Annotated in this window: 17 protein-coding genes and 1 tRNA gene; 13 read left to right on the plus strand and 5 right to left on the minus strand. The window is 61.1% G+C overall.

What is annotated here, in order from left to right:
* The first annotated feature begins 114 nt into the window (after positions 1 to 114).
* The 3 genes from TL5118_RS19180 to TL5118_RS19190 are packed head-to-tail and all read left to right on the plus strand — an operon-like array spanning position 115 to position 2,036.
* Positions 115 to 861, plus strand: a complete 747-nt coding sequence (locus TL5118_RS19180) for an SDR family oxidoreductase (protein WP_058244473.1) — start codon at positions 115 to 117, stop codon at positions 859 to 861.
* Positions 858 to 1,481, plus strand: a complete 624-nt coding sequence (locus TL5118_RS19185; RefSeq protein ID WP_058244458.1) for an enoyl-CoA hydratase/isomerase family protein — start codon at positions 858 to 860, stop codon at positions 1,479 to 1,481. The genes TL5118_RS19180 and TL5118_RS19185 overlap by 4 nt, the downstream gene beginning before the upstream one ends.
* A 3-nt stretch (positions 1,482 to 1,484) precedes the next feature.
* A complete protein-coding gene (locus TL5118_RS19190) occupies positions 1,485 to 2,036 on the plus strand; it encodes a hypothetical protein (RefSeq protein WP_058244459.1) in 552 nt (183 codons plus the stop codon).
* A gap of 54 nt (positions 2,037 to 2,090) precedes the next feature.
* Here the strand turns inward: TL5118_RS19190 and TL5118_RS19195 are convergent, their stop codons facing one another.
* Positions 2,091 to 2,390, minus strand: a complete 300-nt coding sequence (locus TL5118_RS19195; protein WP_058244474.1) for a hypothetical protein — start codon at positions 2,388 to 2,390, stop codon at positions 2,091 to 2,093.
* Between the two features lie 94 nt (positions 2,391 to 2,484).
* Here TL5118_RS19195 and TL5118_RS19200 point away from each other — a divergent pair, with 94 nt between their 5' ends.
* Together TL5118_RS19200 and TL5118_RS19205 are read left to right on the plus strand one after the other, a co-directional pair.
* On the plus strand, positions 2,485 to 3,807 hold the full coding sequence (locus TL5118_RS19200) for a mechanosensitive ion channel family protein (RefSeq protein WP_058244460.1): 1,323 nt from the start codon (positions 2,485 to 2,487) through the stop codon (positions 3,805 to 3,807).
* On the plus strand, positions 3,804 to 4,976 hold the full coding sequence (locus tag TL5118_RS19205) for a TIGR03862 family flavoprotein (protein WP_058244461.1): 1,173 nt from the start codon (positions 3,804 to 3,806) through the stop codon (positions 4,974 to 4,976). The genes TL5118_RS19200 and TL5118_RS19205 overlap by 4 nt, the downstream gene beginning before the upstream one ends.
* Positions 4,977 to 5,092: 116 nt before the next feature.
* On the opposite strand, the gene TL5118_RS19210 is transcribed toward TL5118_RS19205, so the two are convergent.
* A tRNA-Lys gene (locus tag TL5118_RS19210) sits at positions 5,093 to 5,168 on the minus strand.
* A 248-nt stretch (positions 5,169 to 5,416) separates the two neighbouring features.
* Here TL5118_RS19210 and dapF point away from each other — a divergent pair.
* From dapF to TL5118_RS19235, 5 genes are all read left to right on the plus strand, one after another.
* Positions 5,417 to 6,253 (plus strand): diaminopimelate epimerase, encoded by an 837-nt coding sequence (gene dapF / locus TL5118_RS19215; protein WP_058244462.1) that lies wholly within the window; start codon positions 5,417 to 5,419, stop codon positions 6,251 to 6,253.
* Positions 6,250 to 7,509: a tRNA (N(6)-L-threonylcarbamoyladenosine(37)-C(2))-methylthiotransferase MtaB gene (gene mtaB, locus TL5118_RS19220; RefSeq protein WP_058244463.1), complete on the plus strand. Its 1,260-nt coding sequence runs from the start codon at positions 6,250 to 6,252 to the stop codon at positions 7,507 to 7,509. The genes dapF and mtaB overlap by 4 nt, the downstream gene beginning before the upstream one ends.
* Complete coding sequence (locus tag TL5118_RS19225; protein ID WP_058244464.1) at positions 7,506 to 8,144, plus strand: glutathione S-transferase; 639 nt, start codon at positions 7,506 to 7,508, stop codon at positions 8,142 to 8,144. The genes mtaB and TL5118_RS19225 overlap by 4 nt, the downstream gene beginning before the upstream one ends.
* Before the next feature lie 57 nt (positions 8,145 to 8,201).
* Positions 8,202 to 8,825: an FMN-binding negative transcriptional regulator gene (locus tag TL5118_RS19230; protein ID WP_058244465.1), complete on the plus strand. Its 624-nt coding sequence runs from the start codon at positions 8,202 to 8,204 to the stop codon at positions 8,823 to 8,825.
* A gap of 84 nt (positions 8,826 to 8,909) precedes the next feature.
* A complete protein-coding gene (locus TL5118_RS19235) occupies positions 8,910 to 9,515 on the plus strand; it encodes a glutathione S-transferase (protein WP_058244466.1) in 606 nt (201 codons plus the stop codon).
* A gap of 68 nt (positions 9,516 to 9,583) precedes the next feature.
* Here the strand turns inward: TL5118_RS19235 and TL5118_RS19240 are convergent, their stop codons facing one another.
* Positions 9,584 to 10,249 (minus strand): outer membrane protein, encoded by a 666-nt coding sequence (locus tag TL5118_RS19240; protein ID WP_058244467.1) that lies wholly within the window; start codon positions 10,247 to 10,249, stop codon positions 9,584 to 9,586.
* 228 nt (positions 10,250 to 10,477) lie between these two features.
* Between TL5118_RS19240 and petA the strand changes: the two genes are divergently transcribed.
* The 3 genes from petA to TL5118_RS19255 are packed head-to-tail and all read left to right on the plus strand — an operon-like array spanning position 10,478 to position 13,183.
* A complete protein-coding gene (gene petA / locus TL5118_RS19245; RefSeq protein ID WP_058244468.1) occupies positions 10,478 to 11,041 on the plus strand; it encodes a ubiquinol-cytochrome c reductase iron-sulfur subunit in 564 nt (187 codons plus the stop codon).
* Positions 11,042 to 11,051: 10 nt separating this feature from the next.
* Positions 11,052 to 12,377: a cytochrome b gene (gene petB, locus TL5118_RS19250; RefSeq protein WP_058244469.1), complete on the plus strand. Its 1,326-nt coding sequence runs from the start codon at positions 11,052 to 11,054 to the stop codon at positions 12,375 to 12,377.
* Positions 12,378 to 12,391: 14 nt separating this feature from the next.
* Complete coding sequence (locus tag TL5118_RS19255) at positions 12,392 to 13,183, plus strand: cytochrome c1 (protein ID WP_058244470.1); 792 nt, start codon at positions 12,392 to 12,394, stop codon at positions 13,181 to 13,183.
* Between the two features lie 168 nt (positions 13,184 to 13,351).
* On the opposite strand, the gene TL5118_RS19260 is transcribed toward TL5118_RS19255, so the two are convergent.
* Together TL5118_RS19260 and ribA are read right to left on the minus strand one after the other, a co-directional pair.
* Complete coding sequence (locus TL5118_RS19260; RefSeq protein ID WP_179945284.1) at positions 13,352 to 13,852, minus strand: L,D-transpeptidase family protein; 501 nt, start codon at positions 13,850 to 13,852, stop codon at positions 13,352 to 13,354.
* Positions 13,849 to 14,940 carry a GTP cyclohydrolase II gene (gene ribA, locus TL5118_RS19265; protein ID WP_058243638.1) on the minus strand — a complete coding sequence of 364 codons (1,092 nt, stop codon included), beginning with the start codon at positions 14,938 to 14,940 and terminating at the stop codon, positions 13,849 to 13,851. The genes TL5118_RS19260 and ribA overlap by 4 nt, the downstream gene beginning before the upstream one ends.
* Between the last annotated feature and the right edge of the window lie 15 nt (positions 14,941 to 14,955).

A 14,955-nucleotide genomic window follows, 5' to 3' on the forward strand; every position in this document is an offset into this window, starting at 1 on the left:
GTAAATAATTAATTGCCAATAGCTTCTGCCTTAAAGTGAGTCTGGTCAAGGTCTGGGACTCTGGACCATCGGCCCTGACCAGTTTACCACTTGGGGTCAACAAGGGAGTTAATGATGGCTGAATTCAAGAACAAGACCGTTTTGATCACGGGCGCCTCTCGCGGCATTGGCGAGGCGGCTTCCCGCCTATATGCCGAAGCGGGTGCCAATGTGGTCATGATGGCCCGCAGCGGCGACCGGATTGCCGCCATCGCCGAGGAGATCGGCGCCATGGCGCTGACCGGTGATGTGGCCAGCTACGCTGACATGCAGGGCGCAATTGCCCAGACCGTCGCAAGATTCGGCAGCCTCGACATCCTGATCAACAACGCTGGCGTTATTGAACCCATCGGACCGCTGGCAGATGTCACCCCCGAAGGCTGGGGCGCGGTGATCGATATCAACGCCAAAGGGGTGTTCAACGGCATGCACGCGGCCCTGCCCGTGATGGCCCAAGCCGGTGGCGGCACTATCATCACCATCTCTTCAGGCGCGGCGCATAACGCCCTGGAAGGCTGGAGCGCCTACTGCACCTCCAAGGCGGGGGCGGCGATGCTGACCCGCTGCGCCGATCTGGAATACCGCGGCAAAGGCATCCGTATCATGGGCCTGTCGCCGGGCACCGTGGCCACCCAGATGCAGAAAGACATCAAAGCCAGCGGCATCAACGCCGTCTCGCAGCTGAATTGGGAAGATCACATTCCCGCCGATTGGCCCGCACGCTGCCTGATGTGGATGTGCGGTCCGGCTGGCGATGATCTGCTGGGTCAGGAAGTCAGCCTGCGCGACGAAGATGTGCGCAAGGCGGTTGGCCTCGTATGATTGAGGTCATCGATCAGGACGGCTGCCGGATCGTCACCATCAACCGCCCTGACAAGGCAAACTCGCTCACCTCCGCGATGCTGGAACGGCTGTGCGAGATTGCCGAGGGCGCGCATGAGGTGCCGGTGCTGATTCTGACGGGGGCCGGCAAAGTGTTCTCCGCCGGTGCGGATCTGGATGAGGCCCGGGCGGGCCTTGCCACCTCGCCTCTATGGGAACGACTGTCGGGCGCAATTGCAGCGCTGCCGGGTCTGACCATCGCGGCGCTCAACGGCACTTTGGCGGGGGGTGCCAACGGCATGGCGCTGGCCTGTGATCTGCGTCTGGCGGTTCCGACGGCGAAATTTTTCTATCCGGTGATGAAGCTGGGCTACCTGCCCCAGCCGTCTGACCCGGCGCGTATGGCCGCCCTGATTGGTCCGGCCCGCACCAAGCTGATCCTGATGGGGGGGCAGAAAATCATGGCTGAAGAGGCCCTGCGATTCGGGCTGATCGACCGGATCATTGACGGTGACGTCGTGGCCGCAGCACGCGACATTGCCGAGGATACGCTGAACGCTGACCCCGATGTGGCCCGTGCGATCAAAGCCATGTGCAGTGGCGCGTCCGGCGGGCAGTGACCTGTGGACGAGGATTGGCGCAATTGGGAAGAGGACGGGCTAGAGTTTGAAGACGCTCTTGCCGAGGCGATTGAGGCCTGGGATGGCAAATCCAAAGCCGATATTGCCGAGGTCCATGACACCCTGTCCCAGGCGGACGAAGACTACTTGGATATTCTGGTCGACTATGTGGCTGAGGATGACCTGTCAGACGGGGCAACCTGGCTGTTGAAACACGCCTTGGAAAAAGGCGCCGCCGTCAGTGACTTGCCCGATCTTTCCAGCGCATTGGAGGCGGCGACACGGTCCACCCGATGGCCGACACAGCTGCATCTGCTGCAGATCCTGCCCCGTCTGGACCTGGCGGGTGACCTGCGAAAACCCGCGCAGGGTTTGGTGTTCACCACCCTTGCCAGCCCCCGCGCCATGGTGCGGGCCTGGGCCTATGCGGGGGCGGATCAACTGGCCGTAGCCCATGCCGACCTGCGGATGCGGGTGATGAAAATCCTCGACCGGGCCCGGGAAGAAGAAACCGCAGCCTCAATCCAGGCCCGGCTGCGGCAGTGCAAATTCTGACGCTCCGCACGGGCAGACCGGGGCATTTGAGTATTTTGGGCAAGATGAAACGGGTCAGCGCCCGCGCCGATTTCCAGTGCTGCGCGAGGTGAAGCCGGGCGGGCGTTTTGCGACCCATCGAAAGAACTTGGCCAAATGCGGGTGGCTGCGCAGCGCCTCAACCGTGGTGTAGCTGCGGGCAATCTCAGCCTCGCTCAGGGTGGCGTGGATTTCCTTGTGGCAGATGTGGTGCAGCAGCACGGTTGCCCCGCCTTTGCCGCCCTTTAGTTTGGGCAGCAGATGGTGGCGGCTTTGCGGGACGTCCGGTGGAATCGGGCGCTCACAAAGCGGACAAATCGGGGGATCATCGGACAACGGGGAACACATCAACACTGTTCCCGCTTGTTCTTGAGGCAGAGGCACGGCATGAGGTCTATATATTTCAAACGGCGCCGGGGGCGAGTGGCCAATGAATTTTGACATATCCGAACAGCCGCAGATCGTGCAGCAGGCTTATGATCTGTTGGTCCAGCTTTGGGTCCTGGCCGAAGGGTGGTTGCTGTCACCGGCCGCATGGTCACAGTTTGCACTGCTGCTGGTGGCCTGGTTCGCGGCGCGGTTTGCCAACAAACGGCTGCAACCCTTCTTGAAAAAATGGCTGAGCCCCGAGACAAGCACCGGCTACTTGGACAAGGCGCGGCTGTTCCTGCGTCAGTTCCTGCCGCTGCTGCTGCCGCTTCTGGCCTATGTCTTTACCGGGATCGGCGAAAGTGTGGTGCGGTCGCTGTTTGACAGCGGCGCTGTGATCGCCTTTGGCAAACGGCTGTTCCTGTTCATCGCAGTGCGCGCCATGGTGCGCGATATCATCAAGGACCCGCTGTTTGGTCTGTTGGGACGCTACGTTCTGCTGCCCATTGCGGCGCTTTATGCGCTGGGGCTTTTGGACTTTGCCACCGCCTGGCTGGACGGGGCTGTGGTGCCGCTGGGCAACCTCTCCTTCTCGCTGCTGGCGCTATTGCGGTTTGTCATCATTGGCGGGATCATCTTCTGGCTGGGCCGCTGGTCAAATGATCAATCCGCCACCCTGATCCACAAACAAGAGGCCATGCGCCCCGCCACCCGCCAACTGGCTGTGAAAGCCGCCGAAATCGGCATTTTCGGCGTCGCCTTCCTGATCTTCCTCAACATCATGGGGATCCCGCTGACCTCACTCGCGGTGCTGACCGGTGCCATTGGTGTGGGTCTGGGGTTTGGCCTGCAAAAGATCGCGTCGAACTTCATCTCTGGCGTGATCCTGCTCCTGGAAGGGCAGGCTACGGTTGGCGACTATGTGGAGCTCGATGGCGGCGAAGCGGGCACAATTGTCAAAATGACGGCCCGCGCGGCGATTCTGGAAACCTATGATGGCCGCTGGATCGTGGTGCCAAATGAGGATTTCATCACCACCCGTGTGGTCAACTATTCCGATCAGGGCAGCGCCAACCGCTATGAAGCGCCGTTTTCGGTCAGCTATAACACGGACATCAACAAAGTGCCCGACATCATCGAGGCCGCCGTGGCCAAGCTGGATTTCGTGCTGGATGATCCGGATGGCCCCGATTGTGAACTGCGCGGCTTTGGCGACAGTGGCGTTGATTTCGCGGTGGAGTTCTGGGTGAACAGCATTGACGATGGCCGCAACAAATACACCCCGAAGGTGCTGTTTGCCATCTGGAACGCCCTGAAAGACGCCGGGATTGAGATCCCCTATCCGCATCGCGTGGTGGAAATCAAAGGCGGGCCGCTGTCGTGAGCTTTGCGCTGGTCATCGGGGCCGGCCCGGCCGGGCTGATGGCGGCCGAGGAGCTGGGCCGTGCCGGTCACAAGGTTGTGGTGGCCGAGGCCAAGCCATCGGTCGCGCGCAAGTTCCTGATGGCGGGGAAATCCGGCCTCAACATCACCAAGGACGAACCGTTTGAGGCATTCCTGGCCCATTTCGAAGAGGCCGCAGCTTGGCTTCGCCCGATGCTGCAGGCCTTTGGCCCGGAAGAGGTGAAAACCTGGGCTGAGGAGCTGGGCCAGACGGTCTTCACCGGCTCCTCTGGTCGGGTGTTTCCCAAGGTGATGAAAGCCTCCCCGCTGTTGCGGGCTTGGCTGACCCGACTGGCAGAATACGGGGTGGAGGTTCGCACCCGCTGGCGCTGGACCGGCTGGGATCAAGCAACCCGCAGCTTTCACTTTGAAACCCCAGAGGGCGCCCAGACCTTGCAGCCCGCCGTGACCGTTCTGGCCTGTGGTGGCGCCAGCTGGGCGCGGCTGGGCTCTGACGGGGCATGGGCCGACTGGGTGCCGGGCACTCGTCCCTTTCAACCCGCGAACATGGGGTTTGAGGTCAGCTGGAGCCCGCATATGCAGCCCCACTTTGGCCAGCCACTGAAAAACATCGTGCTGAAAGCAGGCGGTCAAGAGGTGCGCGCCGAATGTGTGCTGTCCGCCCGCGGAATTGAGGGCGGAGGCATCTATGCCGTATCGCGCCGCTTGCGCGACGGGGCTGGTCTGTACCTGGATCTGGCGCCAGACCTCAGCGAGGCGGCGCTGCGATCGAAACTGGCGGCTGTGGGCAAGAAACAAAGCGCAAAGAACAGGCTGCGCAAAGGGGCGCGGCTGGATGCCGCCAAACTGGCCCTGGTGATGGAGGTGGCGCGTCCGCTGCCGGTGGATCTGGCCCCGCTGGTGAAAAACCTGCCCGTGCCGCTCATCGGTCCGCGCCCGATGGACGAAGCGATCTCAACCGCCGGGGGCATTCCACGGGACGCTCTGGACGACAGGCTAATGTTGCGCGACGTTCCGGGGGTCTTTGCCGCCGGTGAGATGCTGGATTGGGAAGCCCCGACAGGCGGCTATCTACTGACCGCCTGTCTGGCAACGGGCCACCATGCGGGAATCGCAGCTGCAGCGGCGATGGCAACAGCGCCCTGCTGACGTCACTGTTGAAGAAATGACGGGCCGCGCCAAGGCTTAGCCGCAGAAATGTGCCAGCGTGAGAAGCCCCTAGAACCACAAAATCCCAGCGTTTTCGCCGGGGTTTTTGAGGAAAGTGGTGAGCCGTGAAGGATTCGAACCTTCGACCCACTGATTAAAAGTCAGTTGCTCTACCAACTGAGCTAACGGCCCACTCTCTCGTGTGGGGCGCTTCTAGATAGACTGGCGCGGGGGGTCAAGCGGATTCGGGAATTTTTTGGCAAGAAATTTGAATCTTTTTTCGCGACTGATTTTCGGCCCCTATTCTGCATCGCGTTTACCCGCCCGGCGGGGCATTTGTAGCGGGGAAACCTGGGTTGCATTTGCCTCATGGGGGCTATGCAGGTCTGTAATCCGCACCATATCTGGATTGATTGGGGAATCACGCGTATAGGGACGCGATGGAACAGAACCGCCAAACCGCTTTGCCTTTCATGAAAATGCATGGGCTGGGAAACGACTTTGTGGTCGTGGATGCCCGCACGCGTGCCGTGCCGCTGCCTGCGGCATTGGTGATCGCGATTGCAGACCGGCACAAAGGTGTGGGCTACGATCAGCTGGCGGTGATTGAGGCAAGCGACAACGCCGATGCGCATCTGGTGTTTTACAACGCCGATGGCTCGACCTCGGCGGCCTGTGGCAATGCCACCCGCTGCATTGCGCGTCATCTCATGGATGAGACCGGCAAAACCGATCTGCACCTGACCACGGATCGTGGGGACCTTTATGCCCGTGACGCGGGCGATGGGCTGACCTCGGTCAATATGGGCCAGCCTCAGCTGAGCTGGGATGAGGTGCCGCTGGCACGGGCAATGGACACGTTGGAGCTGCCGATTGACGGTGCCCCAACAGCGACCGGCATGGGCAATCCACATTGCACCTTCTTTGTAGAGGACGCCGAGGCGGTGGAACTGGAGGCGCGCGGCGCCACAACAGAACATCACCCGCTTTACCCTGAGCGCACAAATGTGCAGTTCGCCAGCGTCATCGGCAAGGACCATCTGCGGATGCGGGTCTGGGAACGTGGGGTTGGGGTGACTTTGGCCTCTGGCTCGTCCTCCTGCGCGACAGCCGTGGCGGCGGCCCGGCGGGGCCTGACAGGGCGCAAGGTGCAGATCGAGCTGGACGGCGGCACCATCTGGATTGACTGGCGCGACGATGGCGTCTGGATGACCGGTGCCACCATGCATGTCTTTACCGCCGCGCTGACCCCCCAGTTTCTGGAGTCCGCGTCATGACGAAACCGCCGGTCTTCGCCACCCTTGGCTGCCGTCTCAACGCCTATGAGTCTGAGGCGATGAAGGACCTCGCCGCACAGGCGGGCGTCGAAGGGGCCGTTGTGGTGAACACCTGCGCGGTCACGGCTGAAGCTGTGCGCAAATCCCGCCAGGAAATCCGCAAGCTGCGCAAGGAAAACCCCAACGCGCGGGTGATTGTGACCGGCTGTGCGGCACAGACTGAGCCTGAGACCTTTGCCAATATGGATGAGGTCGATCTGGTCATCGGCAACACCGAAAAGATGCAGCCAGAAACCTGGCAGAACATGGGGCCGAACTTCATCGGCGAGACCGAGAAGGTGCAGGTAGATGACATCATGTCGGTCACTGAAACCGCCGGTCACCTGATTGACGGGTTTGGCACCCGGTCGCGCGCCTATGTGCAGGTGCAAAACGGCTGCGATCATCGCTGCACCTTCTGCATCATCCCCTACGGCCGCGGCAATTCGCGGTCAGTGCCGGCCGGCGTGGTGGTCGATCAGATCAAACGTCTGGTGGATAAAGGGTATAACGAGGTGGTGCTGACCGGGGTCGATCTGACCTCCTGGGGTGCCGATCAGCCGATGCAGCCGAAACTGGGCGATCTGGTGATGCGGATCCTCAAACTGGTGCCGGATCTGCCGCGCCTGCGGATCAGTTCAATCGATTCGATTGAGGTGGATGAAAATCTGATGCAGGCCATCGCGACCGAACCGCGCCTGATGCCGCACCTGCACCTATCATTGCAGCACGGGGACGACATGATCCTCAAGCGGATGAAACGCCGCCATCTGCGCGATGACGCCATCCGCTTTGCCGAAGAGGCCCGCAAACTGCGCCCGGATATGACCTTCGGCGCGGACATCATCGCGGGCTTCCCGACCGAGACCGAGGCACATTTTGAAAACTCGCTGAAGCTGGTTGAGGAATGTGATCTGACCTGGCTGCATGTCTTCCCCTATTCCAAACGCGAAGGCACCCCGGCGGCCAAGATCCCGACCCAGGTGAACGGCAATATCATCAAGGAACGGGCCGCACGTCTTCGCGCGCTTGGTGAACAGCAGGTGCAGCGTCACCTCAAGGCGCAGCTGGGCCAGACCCATCAGGTGCTGATGGAAAACCCACATATGGGCCGCACCGCACAGTTCACCGAGGTGCATTTTGAGACGCCTCAGGTGGAGGGTTCCATCGTGCCCGCGACGATCAAAGGTGTTCAGGGGCATCAGCTGACTGTATGACACCAATCCTCTATTCCTTTCGCCGCTGTCCATATGCCATGCGCGCCCGCTTGGGCGTTGCCGCCGCAGGGATTGAGGTGGAGCTGCGCGAAATTCTACTGCGCGACAAGGCGCCGGAGTTTCTGGCCACCAGCCCGTCGGCCACTGTGCCCTGTCTGGTTGTCGGGGACAAGGTGATCGACGAAAGCCTCGACATCATGATCTGGGCGTTGGAACAGTATGACCCTGCGGGCTGGCTGGATATGCCTGACGCGGGCCATGCGCTGATTGAAACGGCGGATGGACCGTTCAAACAGGCGCTGGATCGCACCAAATACGCCACCCGCTACCCGGATGCGGACCCTGAGGCGGAGCGCGCCAAGGCACATGTCTTTCTGCATCAGCTGAACGATCAGATTGGTGCAAAGCCTTTCCTTTTTGGGGATCATCCGACGCTGGCCGATATGGCGATCCTGCCGTTTACACGCCAGTTTGCCTTCATTGATAAGTCCAGATTTGACGCCGAAGACTGGCCAAACCTGTCCCGCTGGCTTGAAGGTTTCCTGCAATCCCAACGCTTTAACTCGATCATGCCGAAGCTAGCGAAGTGGCAGGCAGAAGATGCCCCAATCACCTTTCCGTTTCACCCGGCTTGATTCGTTACCGCAAACGCGGGACGGATGGCGCAACCCCTTGCCAGCCGGAGGCCCGCCATGCATCCCAATCCGATTTTTCACAAGGCTGAGGCTCAGCAGAACCTGAGCTTCGCGGCGGATCAGGGGTTTGGCATGTTGGCCGTGAACGGGCCGGATGGCCTGCCATTGCTGTCACACATCCCATTTGTGATTGAAGGCGACAGGGTTCTGTTTCACCTCGTGCGGTCAAACCCGATTGCGCGGCTGCTGAAATCAGGTGCCAAGGCGCGCCTGGCCGTGCGCGGCCCGCATGGCTACATTTCGCCGGATTGGTATGGCATCCAAGATCAGGTGCCCACCTGGAACTATGTGGCCGTTCAACTGGACGGCCCTGCACAGTTGCTGCCGCAGGACGAGATTGGGCAGGTTCTGGAAAAGCTGTCAGACCGGTTTGAGGCAGACCTTGCCCCGAAACCAATCTGGAAAATGGCCAAAATGGATCCCGACGCCCTGCACCGGATGATGCGCATGATCGTACCCGCTGCGCTGCAGATTGAGACGATCGCTGGCACCTGGAAACTGTCCCAAAACAAGGAAGAGGCGGCGCGTCTGGCCGCCGCTGACGGGGTGCAGGCCGCCGCGCTGGATCCATCTGCCCAGGCCCTGGCTGCCTTGATGCGCGATCTGCCGGTGCCGGACTAACCCGTCCCGCGACAGACCTGCGCCAGATCATAGACAGTTGGCCCGTAGCTGCTAGGCTGCGCCCCAACGTGAGGAGAACATCAAATGAAACTTGTCTACGCATCCGCCTCGCCTTTTGTGCGCAAAGTCCGGGTGGTTCTGGCTGAAACCGGTCAGGCCGATGATGTTGAGCTGCTGAACGTGGCCACCACCCCAGTTTCCACCCCGGAAGAGGTCAGCGCCGCCAACCCGGCAGGCAAAATTCCGGCATTGATTCGTAGCGACGGTCCGGCGATCTACGACAGCCGGGTGATCTGCCAGTATCTGAATGACCGCGCCGGGGGCGGCCTTTACCCAGACAACAGCCGCTGGGAGGTGATGACGCTGGAGGCCACAGCCGATGCGATCATGGATGCAGCGGTGCTGATGGTCTACGAACACCGCATTCGCCCACCTCAGTTCGTTTACCCAGAATGGGAAGAGGCGCAGTGGACCAAGGTCGCGCGCGCCGTTCAGGCGGTAAATGACCGCTGGATGGCGCATCTGGCCGGCCCGTTGAACATGGGGCACATCGCTGTGGCCTGTGCCCTTGGCTACCTTGATTTCCGCCACTCCGGCCGGAACTGGCGCAAGGGCTGCGATGCACTGGATGACTGGTACGCCGTCTTCTCAGAACGCGACAGCATGAAAGACACCATCCCAGAGGGCTAAGACCTCAGATCAGCAGACACAAAAAAGGGCCCCGCGGGGCCCTTTGATTTTGTCAGCGCTGCGGCTGATCAGAAGCTGTAGCTGATGCCGAAGTTCACCGAGTTGGTGATGATTCGGGTCGACAGGTCGCCGCCGCCTTCCAGATCTGCATCGTTTTGCGACCAGGTGAACTGATACTCGCTGAACAGGTTCCAATTGTCGTTCAGCGCGTAGGAGGCACCGGCGGTCAGACGCGCCGCGGGGCCGGTCTGCTGGTACTCATAGGTGCGGCCGCCATCCGCGGGATCGGCCGGGGTCACGTCAACATGCGGCAGCGCGATACCGACACCTGCGCTGACATAGGGGGTGAACTGGTTCCACTTGCCCGGCCAGCGTTTAGCGTAGTTCACGGTGATGATGTTCAGACCATCGGTGAACTCCAACCGGTCAAACAGGGCGGAATCGTCGGCGCCGTAAACCTTGGCGTGGGTCCATTCCAGCGCAAAGCCGCTGTTGTTTTCACGCCAGTAGGTGGCGCGAAGACCGTAATAGGGCGGGGCAGCAAAGGGTTTGCCCTCCCAGCCGATCAGTTCGCTGTAATCCCCGGTGTTAGGCAGGGTGCCTTCGATCCGGCTGTGCGGCGACGTCTGGTAGCCACCGTAGATGCCCAGCTCAATCTCAGCCAGAGCAGATGTTGCAGCAGACGTGGCAATCAGCGCGGCCACAGCAGTGGTGGTAAGAAATTTGGCGGACATGGGAGAATCATCCATTCGACATGAGTAAATCTGGTGTGAAGATACGGTGCGAACGGTGCCCTCACAACCGCGACACATAGGCACCTGTGACCATTGTGCAACCCCTGCGCCGCAATGTCTTCTGGACGGACACGGATTCGCCCGCTAAATACCGGCTCGGAAAGGCTGCGTCATGCGCGGCCCAAAACCGTATAGGCCTGTCATGGGCTGTAAAATGGAGAGAACCTCGTGTCCCACGCAGAAGATCACGAAGGCACCCGCAGGGACTTCCTGTACTACGCCACCGCAGGTGCCGGTGCCGTAGCCACAGGTGCCGCAGTCTGGCCGCTGGTCAATCAGATGAACCCCGCCGCGGACGTCCGCGCGCTGGCGTCGATTCGCGTCGACATTTCGGGCATCGAGCCCGGCACCCAGCTGACCGTGAAATGGCTGGGCAAACCGGTTTTCATCCGCCGCCGTACCGCTGAAGAAATCGAAGCCGGCCGTGCCGTTTCGGTGGATGAGCTGACCATCGACAAAGGCGCCCAAAACGCCAACAAGCCCGATGCTGACGCCGCCGACGAAAACCGTTCGCTGGATGAAGCGGGCGAATGGCTGGTCATGATCGGCGTTTGTACTCACCTCGGCTGTGTGCCGATCGGTGACGGCGCTGGTGACTTTGGCGGTTGGTTCTGCCCCTGTCACGGTTCGCACTATGACACCGCCGGCCGTATCCGTAAGGGACCTGCGCCGCGGAACATGGACGTCCCGATCGCCGTCTTCGAAGACGAAGCCACAATTAAACTGGGTTAAGGAGCGTAATATGTCCGGAATTCCCCACGACCATTACGAACCGAAAACCGGTATCGAAAAATGGGTCCATTCGCGCCTGCCGATCGTTGGCCTGGTCTATGACACCCTGATGATCCCCACCCCGAAGAACCTGAACTGGTGGTGGATCTGGGGCATTGTGCTGGCCTTCTGCCTGGCACTGCAGATCGTCACCGGTATCGTTCTGGTGATGCACTACACCCCGCATGTTGACCTGGCCTTCGCCAGCGTTGAGCACATCATGCGTGACGTGAACGGCGGTCATATGATCCGCTACCTGCACATGAACGGCGCCTCGCTGTTCTTCGTTGCTGTTTACATCCACATGTTCCGCGGCCTGTTCTATGGCTCCTACAAGGCGCCCCGCGAAATCACGTGGATCATCGGCATGCTGATCTACCTGATGATGATGGGCACCGCCTTCATGGGCTACGTTCTGCCTTGGGGTCAGATGTCGTTCTGGGGTGCTACCGTGATCACCGGCCTGTTCGGCGCGATCCCCTTCATTGGTGAGCCGATCCAGACCTGGCTGCTGGGCGGCCCGGCGGTGGACAACGCCACCCTGAACCGCTTCTTCTCGCTGCACTACCTGCTGCCGTTTGTGATTGCTGGCCTTGTGATCGTTCACATCTGGGCGTTCCACCACACCGGCAACAACAACCCGACCGGTGTTGAAGTGCGCCGCGGTTCGAAAGAAGAAGCCGAAAAAGACACCCTGCCGTTCTGGCCCTACTTCGTGATCAAAGACCTGTTCGCGCTGGCCGTTGTTCTGCTGATCTTCTTCGCGGTTGTTGGCTTCATGCCGAACTACCTGGGTCACCCCGACAACTACATCGAAGCCAACGCTCTGGCGACGCCTGCGCACATCGTTCCGGAATGGTACTTCCTGCCGTTCTACGCGATCCTGCGTGCCTTCACCGGCGACGTTTGGGTAGTGATGTTTGCCAGCTGGATCACCGGCGGCATCGTTGACGCCAAGTTCTTTGGTGTTCTTGCGATGTTTGGCGCGATCGCCGTGATGGCTCTGGCCCCTTGGCTGGACACCTCGCGCGTGCGTTCGGGTCAGAACCGTCCGATGTTCAAATGGTGGTACCGCCTGCTGCTGCTGGACTTCGTTGTCCTGATGTGGGCCGGTGCAATGCCTGCTGAGCCGCCGTACTCGACCATCTCGCTGATCGGCTCGACCTACTGGTTCGCCTACTTCCTGGTCATCCTGCCCCTGCTGGGTGTGATCGAAAAGCCGACCGCCGCGCCGGCCACGATCGAGGAAGATTTCAAAGCCAAAGTGGCCAAATCGGCCGCAAAAGCCGCCAAGTAAGAGGAAACGGGATAATGCTTAAAAAACTCGCGATCTCCGCAGTTGCCGCCCTGACCCTCGCAGCCGGTGGCGCAATGGCCGCCGGTGGGGCAGGTCACATCGAAGATGTGGACTTCTCCTTCGAAGGTCCGTTCGGCAAGTTTGACCAGATGCAGCTGCAGCGCGGTCTGCAGGTCTACACCGAGGTCTGCTCGGCCTGTCACGGTCTGAAATACGTGCCGATCCGCACCCTGGCCGATCACGGTGGCCCACAGCTGCCCGAAGATCAGGTGCGCGCCTACGCGGCTGAAATGTCGATCTACGACGCAGATCTGGACGATGATCGTCCCCGGACCCCGGCGGACAAGTTCCCCGAATCCGGTCTGGAAACTGCCCCTGACCTTAGCCTGATGGCCAAGGCACGTGCCGGTTTCCACGGTCCTTACGGTTCGGGCATCAACCAGTTCGTACAAGGCATGGGCGGTGCGGAATACATCTACTCGATCCTGACCGGTTACACCGGCAAGGAAAAAGAGCAGGCCGGCACCACCTTCTATGAGAACACCGCCTTCCCGGGTGGCTGGATCTCCATGGCGCCGCCGCTGGCCGGTGAAGATGTTGAGTATGCCGATGGCCATTCCAACAGCGTTCACCACGAAGCAGAAGACGTTTCGGCCTTCCTGATGTGGGCGGCAGAGCCCAAGATGATGGACCGCCAGCACACCGGCTTTATCGCCGTGCTGTTCCTGGCGCTGCTGTCGGTGCTCTTGTACCTGACCAACAAACGCCTGTGGGCGCCGATCAAAAAGGCGGCCAAAGAGGGCTGATCGCCCCGAGGTTTCTAAGTGCATAAAGCCCCGCCACTGGCGGGGCTTTTTCTTTGCGCGCGCGCTGGAGGAAGTGTGGCTGTGTCAGCAACAGTGGACAAATAGGGGCCTTGCCCCCTTGGCCTACGGCCAATTCCCCCAGAGTATTTTCGGAACGATGAAAGCGGTTTAGCGCTGCGGTACAATCAGCCGGGTTCCAGGCAGGATGCGGCGGGACAGCTGCAACAGATGATCGCGGCGAAAGGCGATGCAGCCCTCCGTCGGGTAATGCGGTCGCCGCCACTGATGCAGAAAAATCGCCGACCCCCGGCCCGGGGTGGCCTGCGGGTAGTTCCAATCCGTGATCCAGACCACGTCATAAAGCGGATCGGCGCGGCGCAGCTGTTCGTGGCTGGCACCATAGGGCGCGCGGACCTTTTGGTTATAGGCCGGATCATCGCAGGCATCGGACCAGAGGTCATTAGGACCAATTGGTTCCGCCCAAGGGGCAGGTCGAGCAATGCGGTCGGCGCGGTAAAGCATACCAACCACGTGATGGATACCACGCGGCGTTGCGCCGTCGCCTTCGCGTTTGTCCTGACGCAGACCACCCTTGCCGATCGAACAGGGGTAATAGCGCCCCTGATAGCGCACCCCACGCGGTGTCAGGACCAGATCGAAGGGTGTCACAGCAGGTGGCCCGATTTCCGCGCCTTGGTGGCCAGATAATCGGTGTTGTAACGGTTCTCCCCCACCTTCAGGGGCACACGGTCCACCACTTCGATGCCGTTCTTTTCCATCATCGCGATCTTGCGCGGATTGTTGGTCAGGAGGCGCACCTTGGAGAACCCCATGGAGCGTAGCATCTTGGCGCCCAATTTGAAGTCCCGCTCATCATCCTCAAAGCCCAGACGATGGTTGGCTTCCACCGTGTCAAACCCCTGATCCTGCAGCGAATAGGCGCGCATTTTATTGGCCAGGCCGATGCCCCGGCCTTCCTGGTTGAGGTAGAGCAGCACCCCCGCACCTTCGCCGCCCATCTGGGCCAGCGCGCCGCGCAGCTGCGGGCCACAGTCACATTTCAACGAGCCCATGACATCGCCGGTGAAACAGGCCGAATGCAACCGTGCCAGAACCGGTTCATCCCGCGCAGGGGCACCGATTTCGAAGGCGTAATGTTCCTCTCCGCCGTCCTCAGGGCGGTAGATATGCAGGCGGCCGGCTTCGCTGGCCTCCACCGGCAGGCGGGCCGAAACCACGGGGTGCGGCTGCGGGGAGGCGCTGAGGATCGGGCCGGCCAGATCCGCCGGCACTGCAGTCAACATATTGGCCGCGGCAAATCCTGCCGGGTTTGCCAGATCCAACAGCAAGGCCGCGGGCAGCAGACGCGCCGATTTGACCAGCGCGATGCCAACACGGGCCAGATCCGCCGGGCCGTTGCGCAGCGTCTGTAGCGGGCCTTTCATAGGATTTGACAGATCATCCGCCGGATCGGCGATGGCCTGCAGCCAATCGCAGGGCGCCCCATCAGGCACCTGAACGCGGGCCAGATCGCCATCATAAACCCGCGCCTTCAACGTTTCGGCCCGACGTGCGGTGATCGCCAGAACCGGCTGCCCCCCCATCGCCCGCAGATCCGCGAGGCGCTGCGCCTCAAGCGTTTCCACCGACACCATCAGCGCCCCACCCGTCCCCGAGGTCAGAACAACCGGCACGCCCATCCGCAGATCGGCACGGGCGCGGGCGATGATTTCTGTCACATCGGGGGCAAATGGCATCGGTTCTATTCCCTT

The organism is Thalassovita autumnalis (assembly GCF_001458255.1).
GTDB classification, from domain to species: Bacteria; Pseudomonadota; Alphaproteobacteria; order Rhodobacterales; family Rhodobacteraceae; genus Thalassobius; species Thalassobius autumnalis.